At 58.7% G+C, this 13615-nt stretch carries 15 protein-coding genes; 9 read left to right on the forward strand and 6 right to left on the reverse strand.

The features are described from left to right. Positions 1–158: 158 nt before the first annotated feature. Positions 159–1358 carry a tyrosine--tRNA ligase gene (gene tyrS / locus EI969_RS14285; RefSeq protein ID WP_160388375.1) on the reverse strand — a complete coding sequence of 400 codons (1200 nt, stop codon included), beginning with the start codon at positions 1356–1358 and terminating at the stop codon, positions 159–161. Between the two features lie 211 nt (positions 1359–1569). On the opposite strand from tyrS, the gene EI969_RS14290 reads away from it, so the two are divergent. Together EI969_RS14290 and EI969_RS14295 are read left to right on the forward strand one after the other, a co-directional pair. Next, complete coding sequence (locus tag EI969_RS14290) at positions 1570–3000, forward strand: peptidoglycan DD-metalloendopeptidase family protein (RefSeq protein ID WP_160388376.1); 1431 nt, start codon at positions 1570–1572, stop codon at positions 2998–3000. Positions 3001–3002: 2 nt separating this feature from the next. Next, complete coding sequence (locus EI969_RS14295; protein ID WP_160388377.1) at positions 3003–4094, forward strand: anhydro-N-acetylmuramic acid kinase; 1092 nt, start codon at positions 3003–3005, stop codon at positions 4092–4094. A gap of 66 nt (positions 4095–4160) precedes the next feature. On the opposite strand, the gene erpA is transcribed toward EI969_RS14295, so the two are convergent. Then, complete coding sequence (erpA, locus tag EI969_RS14300; protein WP_007906865.1) at positions 4161–4511, reverse strand: iron-sulfur cluster insertion protein ErpA; 351 nt, start codon at positions 4509–4511, stop codon at positions 4161–4163. Positions 4512–4679: 168 nt separating this feature from the next. Beyond that, entirely contained in the window at positions 4680–5714 is a 1035-nt protein-coding gene (gene argC / locus EI969_RS14305) for an N-acetyl-gamma-glutamyl-phosphate reductase (protein WP_160388378.1), read from the reverse strand. Positions 5715–5849: 135 nt separating this feature from the next. Between argC and hemJ the strand changes: the two genes are divergently transcribed. The 6 genes from hemJ to coq7 all read left to right on the forward strand — a co-directional run bounded on the left by hemJ (position 5850) and on the right by coq7 (position 10399). Continuing rightward, positions 5850–6278 (forward strand): protoporphyrinogen oxidase HemJ, encoded by a 429-nt coding sequence (hemJ, locus tag EI969_RS14310; protein ID WP_160388379.1) that lies wholly within the window; start codon positions 5850–5852, stop codon positions 6276–6278. A gap of 33 nt (positions 6279–6311) precedes the next feature. Beyond that, positions 6312–7280: a nitronate monooxygenase family protein gene (locus EI969_RS14315; RefSeq protein ID WP_160388380.1), complete on the forward strand. Its 969-nt coding sequence runs from the start codon at positions 6312–6314 to the stop codon at positions 7278–7280. A gap of 89 nt (positions 7281–7369) precedes the next feature. Continuing rightward, positions 7370–8335, forward strand: coding sequence for a DUF805 domain-containing protein (locus EI969_RS14320; RefSeq protein ID WP_160388381.1), 966 nt, complete (start codon positions 7370–7372; stop codon positions 8333–8335). Positions 8336–8396: 61 nt separating this feature from the next. Beyond that, positions 8397–9185: an SDR family oxidoreductase gene (locus tag EI969_RS14325; RefSeq protein ID WP_160388382.1), complete on the forward strand. Its 789-nt coding sequence runs from the start codon at positions 8397–8399 to the stop codon at positions 9183–9185. An 80-nt stretch (positions 9186–9265) separates the two neighbouring features. Then, entirely contained in the window at positions 9266–9604 is a 339-nt protein-coding gene (locus EI969_RS14330) for a histidine triad nucleotide-binding protein (protein ID WP_008027110.1), read from the forward strand. A gap of 147 nt (positions 9605–9751) precedes the next feature. Beyond that, a complete protein-coding gene (coq7, locus tag EI969_RS14335; RefSeq protein WP_160388383.1) occupies positions 9752–10399 on the forward strand; it encodes a 2-polyprenyl-3-methyl-6-methoxy-1,4-benzoquinone monooxygenase in 648 nt (215 codons plus the stop codon). 110 nt (positions 10400–10509) lie between these two features. Here the strand turns inward: coq7 and speD are convergent, their stop codons facing one another. Then, positions 10510–11304: an adenosylmethionine decarboxylase gene (speD, locus tag EI969_RS14340; RefSeq protein ID WP_160388384.1), complete on the reverse strand. Its 795-nt coding sequence runs from the start codon at positions 11302–11304 to the stop codon at positions 10510–10512. A 239-nt stretch (positions 11305–11543) separates the two neighbouring features. Next, on the reverse strand, positions 11544–11966 hold the full coding sequence (locus tag EI969_RS14345) for an OsmC family protein (protein WP_008061600.1): 423 nt from the start codon (positions 11964–11966) through the stop codon (positions 11544–11546). 228 nt (positions 11967–12194) lie between these two features. Between EI969_RS14345 and crp the strand changes: the two genes are divergently transcribed. Next, positions 12195–12839 (forward strand): cAMP-activated global transcriptional regulator CRP, encoded by a 645-nt coding sequence (gene crp / locus EI969_RS14350; protein WP_150719237.1) that lies wholly within the window; start codon positions 12195–12197, stop codon positions 12837–12839. Positions 12840–12849: 10 nt separating this feature from the next. Here crp and EI969_RS14355 read toward each other — a convergent pair whose 3' ends face one another. Then, positions 12850–13551, reverse strand: a complete 702-nt coding sequence (locus EI969_RS14355) for a lipoate--protein ligase family protein (RefSeq protein WP_160388385.1) — start codon at positions 13549–13551, stop codon at positions 12850–12852. Positions 13552–13615 lie beyond the last annotated feature (64 nt).

Genomic DNA, 13615 nt, shown 5'->3' on the forward strand with positions numbered 1-13615 from the left:
CCTCTTTTTCAACTTCCTTTTGGCTTCGATGACCTGAAGCACCTGCTGTCGAAATCTGCGTAACTCATTGTTTACCAAGGAGTTTTCCGTTTCGACTGCGCCGGAAGTGGGGCGAATTATAGGCTTCTAGAATTCGCCGTCAACCCCTTATTTCAGGTTTATTCGGATTTGAGCGTAATACGCGCAAATGCCTTCTTGCCGGCCTGGCAAACATGGGTCGCGCCCAGTGCATATATAAAGGAGCGATCAACCACCTCACCATCGATACGCACACCACCTGAACCGAGCAGATCGCGAGCCACCGCCGAGTTCTTCACCAGGCCTGCCTTATTAAGGACGGCCGCGATCGGCATATCTTCGGCAGCGGTCAATTCGATCTCCGGCAGATCATCCGGCAGCTCGCCATCCTTCATGCGGTTACCGGCAGCACGGTGAGCATTGGCAGCAGCTTCTTCGCCATGGAAACGCGCAACGATCTCCTCGGCCAGCTTGATCTTGATATCACGCGGGTTGGCACCCGCTTCGACATCAGCGCGGAACGCATTGATCTCATCCATGGAGCGGAAGCTGAGCAACTCGAAGTAACGCCACATCAGCGCATCCGGAATGGACACCAGCTTGCTGTACATCACACCCGGCGCTTCCTGGATACCGACGTAGTTGCCCAAGGACTTGGACATCTTCTTCACGCCATCCAGACCTTCAAGCAGCGGCATGGTCAAGATGCACTGAGCTTCCTGACCATAACCACGCTGCAGTTCACGCCCCATCAGCAAGTTGAACTTCTGATCGGTGCCGCCGAGCTCCACGTCTGCACGCAGGGCTACAGAGTCATAACCCTGAACCAGCGGATAGAGAAACTCGTGAATGGCGATTGGCTGATTGGTGGTGTAGCGCTTGTCGAAGTCATCGCGCTCGAGCATGCGAGCCACGGTGTACTGCGAAGTCAGGCGAATGAAATCGGCCGGCCCCATCTGATCCATCCAGGTGGAGTTGAAGGCCACTTCGGTTTTTGCCGGATCCAGAATCTTGAACACCTGAGTCTTGTAGGTCTCGGCATTCTCGAGGACCTGCTCGCGAGTGAGCGGCGGACGCGTGGCACTCTTGCCGCTCGGATCACCGATCATCCCGGTGAAGTCACCTATAAGGAAGATCACCTGATGCCCCAGCTCCTGGAACTGGCGCAGCTTATTGATAAGCACGGTGTGACCCAGATGCAGATCCGGAGCCGTTGGATCGAAGCCCGCCTTAATACGCAGCGGCTGGCCGCGCTTGAGCTTTTCAATCAGCTCGGACTCGACCAACAGTTCTTCCGCACCACGTTTGATCAGCGCTAGCTGCTCTTCAACCGACTTCATAACAGACCCGCAAGGCTCAGATTCAAAGGGAACCAACCATACAAGATCGCGCGTCAAATACAAGGTTTGCCCGGCGCACGGACGCCAATCCGCAGACAGGGTGCCTGCAGACTTGCTTCAGAGATGATTTGGTTATATTTTATACAGTTATTTCATCTTCATCATGTCATTCATCTTTTCCAATTCATCTTTTTCAAAGTCAAAACCACTTATGACCACAGAATCGTCTAAAGCGCCGCCGCTTTACCCGAAAACCCACTTGCTCGCAGCAAGTGGCATCGCCGCCCTTCTCAGCCTGGCGCTCCTGGTATTCCCTTCCAGCGATGTTGAAGCCAAAAAGACGACCCTCAGTCTTGAACTGGAAAGTCCTGCTGAACAACTGACACAAGATCAAGACGCTGCCGAAGCCGCTCAAGCCACAAATGAACCGGCAACATCTCCCTTCGCACAGATCGACAACAGTGCCGAGGACACTCAGGAAACCGCTCAAGCCGAGCCGGTACCAGCACCAGTATCGGCGGTAGAAGAAAAGAAACCGGCAAGCCACAGGGAAGTGATCGTGGCCAAGGGCGACACCCTTTCTACGCTGTTCGGGAAAGTCGGCCTGCCTGCCACCGCCGTGCATGAAATACTGGCCAGCGACAAGCAGGCCAAGCAGTTCAGCCAGCTCAAGCACGGGCAAAAACTCGAATTTGAACTGAGCCCCGAGGGACAGCTGACCAACTTGCACAGCAAGCTCAGCGACCTCGAAAGCATCAGCCTGACCAAGAACGACAAGGGCTACACGTTCAACCGCATCACTGCGAAACCGACCGTGCGCTCCGCTTACGTTCACGGCGTCATCAACAGTTCGCTGTCGCAGTCCGCGGCCCGCGCGGGCCTGTCTCACAGCCTGACCATGGACATGGCCAGCGTGTTTGGCTACGACGTCGACTTCGCCCAGGATATTCGCCAGGGCGACGAGTTCGACGTGATCTACGAACAAAAGGTGGTCAACGGCAAGGCTGTCGGCAACGGCCCGATCCTGTCGGCGCGCTTTACCAACCGCGGCAAGACCTACACCGCCGTGCGCTACACCAACAAACAAGGCAACAGCAGCTACTACACCGCCGACGGCAACAGCATGCGCAAGGCGTTCATCCGTACACCGGTGGACTTCGCCCGCATCAGCTCGAAATTCTCCATGGGGCGCAAACACCCGATCCTGAACAAGATCCGCGCCCACAAAGGCGTCGACTACGCCGCGCCACGGGGCACGCCGATCAAGGCCGCCGGTGATGGCAAGGTCCTGCTGGCCGGTCGTCGCGGCGGCTACGGCAACACCGTGATCCTCCAGCACGGCAATACCTACACCACGCTGTACGGCCACATGCAAGGTTTCGCCAAAGGCGTGAAGACTGGCGGCACGGTGAAACAGGGCCAGGTGATTGGCTACATCGGCACCACCGGCCTCTCCACCGGCCCGCACTTGCACTACGAGTTCCAGGTCAATGGTGTGCACGTCGACCCGCTGGGCCAGAAACTGCCAATGGCCGATCCGATCGCCAAGGCTGAGCGCGCACGCTTCCTGGCCCAAAGCCAGCCGCTGATGGCGCGCATGGAACAGGAAAAAGCCACTCTGCTGGCTTCGAGCAAGCGTTAAGCATGGCGCTCTATATAGGTGTGATGTCCGGGACCAGCCTGGATGGCCTGGACATCGCATTGATCGAGCAAGCCCCGGCGATCAGGTTGATCGCCTCCCACTACATCCCGATGCCCGACGCCCTGCGCGCCGAGCTTCTTGGCTTGTGCGCCAGCGGCCCGGACGAAATTGCCCGCTCCGCCATCGCCCAGCAGAACTGGGTGAAACTGGCAGCCCAAGGGATTCATGCCCTCCTCGCCCAGCAGCAACTGAAACCTGACGACATACGCGCGATCGGCAGCCATGGCCAGACCATACGCCACGAACCGGCTCGTGGTTTCACCGTGCAGATCGGCAACCCGGCCCTGCTGACGGAGCTGACCGGCATCACCGTGGTCAGCGATTTCCGCAGCCGCGACGTCGCTGCCGGCGGCCAAGGCGCACCACTGGTTCCGGCCTTTCACGAAGCCCTTTTTGAAGAGCAGGCGGGCAATCGCGCAGTGCTTAACGTTGGCGGTTTCAGCAATCTCAGTCTTATCGAGCCCGGCAAGCCGGTTGCCGGTTTCGACTGCGGCCCGGGCAACGTGCTGCTGGACGCCTGGATTCATCAGCAACGCGGCGACCACTTTGACCGTGACGGCCAATGGGCTGCCAGTGGCAAGGTTCAACCGGTGCTGCTTACTGCGCTGCTCAGTGATCCGTTCTTTGTGACCAAAGGCCCGAAGAGCACCGGCCGGGAAGTGTTCAACCTGCCATGGCTGACACAGCATCTGGCGAACCTGCCAGCCTTCACTGCCGAAGACGTTCAGGCGACGCTGCTTGAACTGACCGCGCTGACCATCGTCGAATCACTGCAAAGCGCCCAGGCAGATACGCAACAACTGCTGGTCTGTGGCGGCGGTGCCCATAACTCCACGTTGATGAATCGCCTGGCCAACCTGCTGCCAAATGCCAGTGTCGGCAGCACTGCCACTTACGGCGTAGACCCCGACTGGGTTGAAGCCATGGCCTTTGCGTGGCTGGCTCATTGCTGCCTCGAAGGCATCGCAGCCAACCGTCCAAGCGTTACCGGCGCTCGTGGCTTGCGCGTACTCGGCGCCATCTACCCCGCATAATCTCCACACAGCAAAACGCCGCAAGACCATGAGGCCCTGCGGCGTTTTGTGAAACCGGTGCGTTGATCAGATCGAGAACGAAGAACCGCAGCCACAAGTGGTGGTCGCATTCGGGTTCTTGATGACGAAACGCGAACCTTCCAGACCTTCCTGGTAGTCCACTTCGGCACCTGCCAGATACTGGAAGCTCATCGGATCGACCACCAGACTCACACCTTCGCGCTCGACAATGGTGTCGTCATCGGCCACTTCTTCATCGAAGGTAAAGCCGTACTGAAAACCTGAACAACCGCCGCCCGTAACGAATACGCGCAGCTTCAAGCGATCATTCCCCTCTTCATCGACCAGGCTCTTCACCTTGTGCGCGGCACCGTGGGTGAATTGCAAAGCCGTGGGGGTGAAGGATTCGACGCTCATGCTGACTATCTCCCGGCGTTACGCCGTCATATTGCGTGATGACGCGCATTATCCGCTTCTCCTAGAAAAGCGGTCAACTATTGTTATGGTATATCAGCCAATCGGATCGCCGGCCTGAAATGCAAAAAAGGCCCGTCAGACGGGCCTTTTCCTGCGCGGGATAAAGCCTTACGGCAACATGCCGGCGTGAGACAGGCCCAGACGCTCATCCAGCCCGAACAGAATGTTCATGTTCTGCACAGCCTGACCTGACGCGCCCTTGACCAGGTTATCGATCACCGACAGCACAACCACCAGATCGCCATCCTGAGGGCGATGCACCGCAATACGGCAGACGTTGGCACCCCGTACGCTACGAGTCTCCGGATGGCTGCCGGCCGGCATGACATCGACAAACGGCTCGTTGGCATAACGCTTTTCAAACAGCGCCTGCAGATCCACCGAGCGATCAACAACAGTGGCGTAGAGCGTCGAGTGAATGCCGCGAATCATCGGCGTCAGGTGTGGAACGAAGGTCAGGCCGACGTCCTTGCCTGCCGCACGACGCAACCCTTGGCGAATTTCCGGCAGGTGACGGTGACCTTTGACGGCATAGGCTTTCATGCTTTCCGACGTCTCGGAGTACAGCGAACCTACGGAAGCACCGCGACCGGCACCGCTGACACCGGATTTGCAGTCAGCAATCAGATGAGAAGCATCGGCCAGGCCGGCTTCGAGCAATGGCAGGAAACCCAATTGCGTTGCAGTCGGGTAGCAGCCCGGCACGGCAATCAGGCGCGCTTTCTTGATTTGCTCGCGATTGACTTCCGGCAGGCCGTAGACCGCCTCGTCCAGCAACTCCGGAGCGCCGTGTGGCTGGCCGTACCACTTGGCCCACTCATCCGCGTCCTGCAGACGGAAGTCGGCCGACAGGTCGATGACCTTGGTCCCGGCCGCCAGCAGCTCGCCCGCCAGGGCATGGGCAACACCGTGCGGCGTGGCGAAAAACACCACATCGCAGGCACCGAGGGTCTTGGTGTCCGGAACGCTGAACGCAAGGCCGTCGTAATGGCCTCGCAGGTTCGGGTACATGTCGGCCACGGCCAGGCCAGCCTCGGATCGGGAAGTGATGACAACCACTTCAGCTTGCGGATGTTGCGCCAAAAGACGCAGCAATTCGACACCGGTGTAACCCGTGCCGCCGACGATACCGACCTTGACCATAAACCTGCCCTCAACGAACCCACTGGAAAGCCGTCGATAATAGGGGCCGCGCGCCCCTGCGACAACCGTCAAGGTGACGTGCGGACGCTCAAGCCTCTACTATTCGGGCTACCGTGAATTGGGGAATAACCAAAAATGCTCTATCTGTGGCTCAAAGCGTTTCATATCGTCAGCGTCGTGTGCTGGTTTGCCGGCCTGTTCTACCTGCCACGACTGTTCGTTTATCACGCACAAAGTGAAGACACGATCAGCAAGGAACGCTTCAGCGTTATGGAGCGCAAGCTGTACCGCGGCATCATGGGGCCGGCGATGATCGCTACGCTGATCTTCGGCGGCTGGCTCGTCTACCTCAATCCAGGCATCTTCAGCCAGGGTGGCTGGATACACGCCAAGCTGACTTTGGTCGTGCTCCTGATCGGCTACCACCACATGTGCGGCGCGCAGGTAAAACGTTTTGCCCGTGGCGAAAACACCCGCAGCCATGTCTTTTTTCGCTGGTTCAATGAGGTACCGGTTCTGATATTGCTGGCAATCGTAATTCTGGTCGTCGTTCGGCCGTTCTAAACCCAACAGGCACAACTCACCGGGGTACTTCCAATGTCGCTGCCCGCTTTGCTCGAACAACGTTTGCGTCTGCCCGTGGTGGCTGCGCCGATGTTTCTGATTTCCAACCCGCAATTGGTACTCGCCTGCTGCCGCCAGGGCGTGGTCGGCAGCTTCCCGGCGCTGAATCAACGCGAAAGCAGCGGCTTCAAGGCCTGGCTGGAAGAAATCGAAGCCGGGCTGGCGACAATGGAAAACCCGGCGCCTTACGCCGTGAACCTGATTGTGCACAACAGCAATCCGCGCCTGCAGGCGGATTTGCAGATCTGCGTCGAACATAAGGTGCCCATCGTGATCACCAGCCTCGGCGCCGTGAAAGAAGTGGTCGACGCGGTTCATGGCTACGGCGGCCTGGTGTTCCATGATGTGACAACTCGTCGTCATGCCGAGAAAGCGGCCGAAGCCGGTGTCGATGGCTTGATCGCCGTGGCCGCCGGCGCCGGTGGCCACGCCGGGACCTGGAGCCCGTTCTCGCTGATTGCCGAAATCCGCCAGTTCTTCGACAAGACTTTATTACTGGCCGGATGCCTGAACCACGGCCACGAAATTCTGGCCGCGCAACTGCTAGGCGCGGACCTGGCCTACTTTGGTACTCGATTTATCGGCACGACCGAAAGTCACGCGCCCGACGCCTACAAAGACATGCTTCTGACCTCCAAAGCGGCAGACATCATCCATACTCCAGCCGTGTCAGGCGTTCCTGCGAGTTTCATGCGCCAGAGCCTGGAAGCCGCCGGTTTCGACATGGCGGCGTTGCAAGGCAAGGGCGAGATCAACTTCGGCTCCAAGCTCAAACCCGTGAGCGATGAGGCCAAGGCCTGGAAAACCGTTTGGTCTGCCGGCCAGGGCGTGGGAGAAATCGAAGACTTGCCGAGTGTCGAGCAGCTGATTGCACGTCTCGACGCGGAGTACCGCCAAGCCCTGGAGCATGCTGCCCAGTTACCCAAGCGCTGGCCGCGCTGACAACCTTGGCCAGTCTTGCCCGACTGGCCTTACACTGGCCCGGACACAACATTCTTCTTTGAACCTCTCGCGACAAGGATGCCTCGCACATGGGCGAAAACCGTTTCAAGATCGTCTTCGAAGGAGGCTTGCTGCCGGGTGTCGATAGCACCACAGCAAAGCTCAATCTCGCCGAGCTGTTCAAAAGCGATGTCACGGCCATCGAGCGCCTGTTCAGCGGACGCCCGGTAGCACTCAAACGCAACCTGTCGCAAGCCGATGCCCAGACCTATCTCCAGGCACTGAGCAAAACCGGTATCGACGCCCGCATCGAAGCCGAAACGCCGATCGAGCTGAACCTCGCCGAAGTTCATGACCATACCCCGGCCAGCAGCCAAACCACCTCGGCAGATCCGCAGTCCCCTTACGCCCCGCCTCGCGCCCCCGTCGGCGAAGCCGTGGCGCAGTTCGCCACCCTCCAGCCATTCAGTTTCGATGGCCGTATCGGCCGTTTGCGTTATCTCGCCTGGACGCTGGTACTGACACTCGTGCTCATGACTGTTTGCGGGGTGTTTGCCTTGATCGCCCTGGCCCTCATCGGCGCGGACTCGACCGCCGGCCTGATATTGGGCAGCTTGCTGGCCTTTATCCTGTTTGTCGGATTTGCCTTCGTCAGCATCCAGATCACCGTTCAACGTTTGCACGATGCTGGCTGGTCTGGCTGGCTATGGTTGCTGAACCTGGTGCCGTTTGTTGGCAGCTTCTTTCCGTTTGTGATCATGGCCGTACCGGGTAACGAAACTGCCAACCGCTATGGCCCACCACCACCGCCGAACAGTGCCGCAGTCAAGGTTTTGTCTTCGCTGTGGCTGGTCGTTATCGCGCTGATTCTGTTCGGCTCGCTGGCCGGCGGTCTCACGGCGATACGCGAAGGATACGAAAACGCCGCCCAGAGCAGCTACGACAGCAGTTCGGTTATCACCGATGAAATCGATGTCGAAGTCGAACCGGTGCCTAATTCCACCGACGATGCAGCCGAAGAGGCCCGCCCCCCTGTAGACTCTGCGAAAGAATGAACAGCGCTCCTGGCCCGTGACACCTGCGTCGCGGCGCGGAGCTGTTGCGATGGAGAACTGCATGACCCGTTACGCTCTGATCACTGGTGCCTCCAGCGGCATCGGCCTGGCAATGGCCGAAGCGCTGGCCCGCCGCGGCCGCAGCCTCATATTGGTGGCCCGACAACGTGATCAGCTGGAAAGCATTGCGATTGAACTGACCCAAAGGTTCGGCGTGGAAGTGTTGTTCCGAGCCTGTGACCTGGGCGAGCCGCTGCGCCTGTCCGGCTTCCTGCTGGAACTGGAAGAAGGCGACCGGCAGATCGATCTGCTGGTCAACTGCGCCGGCATCGGCACATGCGGCCCGTTTCTGGCACAGGACTGGATGACCGAGCAGGACCTGATCGAGGTCAACATCCTCGCCCTCACCCGCCTGTGCCACGCCATCGGCAACAGCATGGCCCTGCAAGGCGGCGGGCAGATTCTGAATGTGGCCTCGGTGGCGGCATTCCAACCGGGGCCGTGGATGAGTACCTATTACGCCAGCAAGGCGTATGTGCTGCACTTTTCCGAAGGATTGCGCGTCGAGCTGAAAAAGTGCGCGGTCAAGGTTTCCGTACTCTGCCCCGGGCCGACCCGCACGGCGTTTTTCCGCACAGCGCAACTCAACAGCGACAAGCTGACCGGCAGCAAGCTATTGATGAACCCCGAGGAAGTGGCGCTCTATACCGTGCGCGCGCTGGAAAAGAATAAAGCGATCATCATTCCGGGGCGGCGCAACCGCTGGTTCGCCTTCCTGCCAAGGCTCGGCTCACGCTGGCTGACTCGTACAATCGCCGGCATGGTCAACAAGGCCTACTGCCCGCGCTGATCCAACTCAAGGTAAAAGGCTGGGCGCTGGCATAAGCCATGAGTACACTCAGGCCAGCCCAAACAACGGAGAAAACAGCTGTGGATACTCTGTTCACCAAGATCATCAACCGGGAAATCCCGGCGAAGATCATTTACGAGGACGACCAGGTACTGGCCTTCCACGACATTGCCCCACAGGCACCGGTACATTTTCTGGTGATCCCGAAGAAACCGGTTCGCACCTTGAACGACCTGACCGAGGACGACAAGGCACTGGCCGGACACATTCTATTCACCGCCCAGCGCCTGGCACTGGAACTGGGCTGCGAAAAAGGCTTCCGCGTGGTCATGAACTGCAATGAAGAAGGCGGGCAAACCGTCTACCACATTCATATGCACGTGCTGGGTCAGCGCCAGATGCACTGGCCGCCGGGCTGATTGCAGCAAACCCGATGGGAACGGCGCAGCGTCCCTCCCATCGGGGCATCACAGCATTGTCATCACACCTGCATCACAATGACCCAGCGCAAACCTTCCCCGGCCGTTTGGGTTAAACTGGCCGCCGAAATCCCCCCGGAGGTCAGCATGACTACCCAACGTCACTACTCGCCGATTGACCGCCTGCTGCTGCAAGCCGATGCCGCGATGCGCACCCTGCTGCCCTTCAGCGGCCAGCCGTACCGCCCGTCGCCAGCCATTGTGCAGCCCGACGTGAAGATGAGCGACGAAGACACGCGCCACGTTGCCGGCCTGATGCGCATCAACCACACCGGCGAAGTCTGCGCCCAGGCCCTGTATCAGGGTCAGGCGCTGACGGCCAAGCTGCCGCAAGTGCGTGCCGCCATGGAGCATGCCGCCGAAGAAGAAGTCGATCACCTGGTCTGGTGCGAACAGCGCATTCACCAGTTGGGCAGCCACACCAGCATCCTCAACCCGCTGTTTTATGGCATGTCGTTCGGGATCGGCGCAGTGGCCGGCCTGATCAGCGACAAAGTCAGCCTGGGGTTCGTGGCGGCGACGGAAGATCAGGTCTGCAAACACCTGAACGAACACCTGGAACAACTGCCGGCCGAGGATGAGAAGTCCCGGGCGATTCTCGAGCAGATGCGTATCGATGAAGAACAGCATGCCGAAAGCGCACTGGAGGCCGGCGGGTTCCGGTTTCCGGCGCCAGTGAAATTCGGGATGAGTTTGATGGCCAAGGTGATGACCAAGAGTACTTATCGCATCTGACTTTTGCGCAGTCAGACAGGGCCTCTTCGCGGGCAAGCCCGCTCCCACAGGGGATTTGCGGCAGACATGAAAAAGGCGACCGAGGTCGCCTTTTTTTGTGCTCGCGGTTCTTAGTTCGGCATGTTGCGCGCGTAGAAGATCTCGAGCATTTCGTGTTTCACACGATCGGTCACCTGGGCGCGTTGCTCAGAAGACAGGTTGCTGGTGGCGTCACCGAACAGGTAGTTATCCAGTTCGAAGTTCTTCAGCAGCATCTTGGTGTGGAACAGGTTTTCCTGGTACACGTTCACGTCGGTCATCTGGTACGCGTCGCGGGTGTCTTCGGAGAGGTAGTTCTGGATCGAGTTGATCTCATGATCGATGAAGTGCTTTTTACCTTCAACGTCACGGGTGAAGCCGCGCACACGGTAGTCCACGGTCACGATGTCCGAATCGAACTGGTGAATCAGGAAGTTGAGCGCTTTAAGCGGTGAAATGACCCCGCAAGTCGACACGTCGATATCCACACGGAAGGTCGCAATACCGTCGTCCGGATGGATTTCCGGGTAGGTGTGCACCGTGATGTGGCTCTTGTCGAGGTGGGCCAGGATGATTTCGGGCAATGGGCCCGGGGATTCTTCGATCTGGCTTTCAGTCGGGGTCACCGGCTCTTCCGAGATCAGAATCGTGACGCTGGCGCCCTGTGGCTCATAGTCCTGACTGGCAATGTTCAGGATGTTGGCACCAATGATATCGACAACTTCCGTGAGGATCTGCGTCAGGCGCTTGGCGTTGTACTCTTTATTGATGTACTCGACGTAGGCCTGTTGGTCTTGCGGGGTTTCCGCGTAGCAGATGTCATAGATGTTGAAGCTCAAGGTCTTTGTCAGGTTATTGAACCCGTGGAGCTTGAGTTTGCTTTTCACCGTTAAAAACTCTCTATGTGTTTGCGGCCCGGCCGCGTGATCAAGCATGCCCGTCAGATGCGAACAACGCACCTGCGTAGGACGGTTAACACCTCTTCGCGATGGCGATTTTGGTTGTCTGTTCGGGTGCGAGGCCTGTCGGCTGACAGGCCACTACCCTGAAAAAAGTGGCGCATTATGCAGACGTCAGCAAGGGATCGCCAGAGTCTGCACTGCTTTTATGATAGTTGAATGTCGATTCAACCGAGCTCGATGATTTCGTAGTCGTGGGTAATCTCGACACCGGCCGCGCCCAGCATGATCGAGGCCGAGCAATACTTCTCGGCGGACAGCTCGATAGCACGCTTGACCTGGGCTTCTTTCAAGCCACGGCCCTTGACCACGAAGTGCATGTGGATCTTGGTGAACACCTTTGGATCTTCGGTCGCTCGCTCGGCTTCAAGGAAGGCTTCGCAGCTCTCGACCGCCTGGCGGGATTTCTTGAGGATGCTGACCACGTCGAAATTGCTGCAACCGCCGACACCCAGCAGCAGCATTTCCATCGGCCGGACACCCAGGTTACGTCCGCCGGCATCGGGCGGACCGTCCATGACCACGACATGACCGCTACCGGATTCGCCGAGGAACATGGCTTCGCCAGCCCATTGGATGCGTGCCTTCATCGCCAAGACTCCACTGTATAAAAAAGGGTCGCCAGCTTAGCACAGCCCCCGTGATTGACAGCGCCCGGCGTCCTGGGACATATCCTACGACCCTGTAGGTAAATGCTCGAATATTTCAGGAAGTGTCTGGTAAGCTGACGCCAATCCAATGGCGCATGGCCAGCTTCACTCCAGCTTTCGCTATTCATAAAAACCAAACACACCGTGCAGTCTTTTCGGGATACAACCATGGTTGCTATTGCCCCCACCCCCAGGATCAAAAACCTCGACAAGCTGTTGATGCATTGCCAGCGCCGCCGCTATCAGGCCAAGAGCAACATCATTTGTGCCGGCGACCGCTCGGAAACGCTGTTCTTCATCATCAAAGGCTCAGTCACCATCCTGATCGAGGATGACGACGGACGGGAAATGATCATCTCCTACCTGAACGCCGGGGACTTTTTCGGTGAGCTCGGCCTGTTTGAGCAAGCCGGCCTGGAACAGGAGCGCAGCGCCTGGGTGCGGGCCAAGGTCGAATGTGAAGTTGCGGAAATCAGCTACGCAAAATTCCGCGAGTTGTCTCAGCAGGATCCGGATATTCTTTACGTCCTCAGCGGACAAATCGCACAGCGCCTGCGCAATACCACGCGCAAGGTGGGTGACCTGGCATTTTTTGACGTGACCGGCCGTGTTGCTCGCTGCCTGCTGGAGCTGTGCAAACAGCCAGACGCCATGACTCACCCCGACGGGATGCAGATCAAGGTGACCCGTCAGGAAATCGGGCGGATTGTCGGTTGTTCCCGGGAGATGGTCGGTCGTGTGCTCAAGGATCTGGAAGAGCGCAACCTGGTGGACGTCAAAGGCAAGACCATGGTGGTCTTCGGTACGCGATAAGCTCGAAAACCTAGCTGCTGAACATCTGCGCCAGCATCAACCGGTAGAGTTCGTCGAGACGTGCCAGCGCATGGGGCGCGGCGAACTTCTCATGCAGCGCAATGTGGCTTTCGGCGCGTACTCGTTGTTCCAGGCCGCAGGCCTCGTTGAAACGATTGACCGCTGCGACCATCGATTCCCGCTCGTTATCCACCAGCATCGCGCCATGTACCAGCCCCACCGGACGCTGCCCACCCTGACTCTGGCGCCAGCGCTGGGCGGTACCGACCATCTTGCGTCCATCGAGATTGACGTTGAAGCGACCGTCACAGAATGCGCCTTCGATTTCACCCAGGGACGAAGTACCGCCCAGTTCATCCAGCAACTGGCAAATCGGGTCGCACAGACGACGATAACCGGATTCGATGCGATTCAGATCCCCTTCGCTGCGGGGAGGCGCATAAACCAGTGCGATGTTGATCGTGGTGGCCGATTGCGGTACCGGCTCGCCACCGGTATCGCGCAACAACACGGGCCAACCCGCTGCCGCCGAGACCTCACAGGCGGCTTCGAAGCCTGGTAATCGATTCAAACGACGCGGCATCACCAATGCCTGATCGCTCGGCTGCCAGAACAACAGACCGAACTCCCCATTGCCGGCACAGACCGACGCCAGCAAATCCTGCTCGGCTTGCAGGCCGGCTTCGATGGTCATGGAGGTGGGCAACGACATAGGCGACTCCGGCAGACATGAGGTCTTTAGGGAATTTGAGGGCCTCATCGCGGGCAAGCCCGCT

The sequence above is a fragment of the Pseudomonas sp. PB101 genome (assembly GCF_009764265.1).
Classification (GTDB): Bacteria; Pseudomonadota; Gammaproteobacteria; order Pseudomonadales; family Pseudomonadaceae; genus Aquipseudomonas.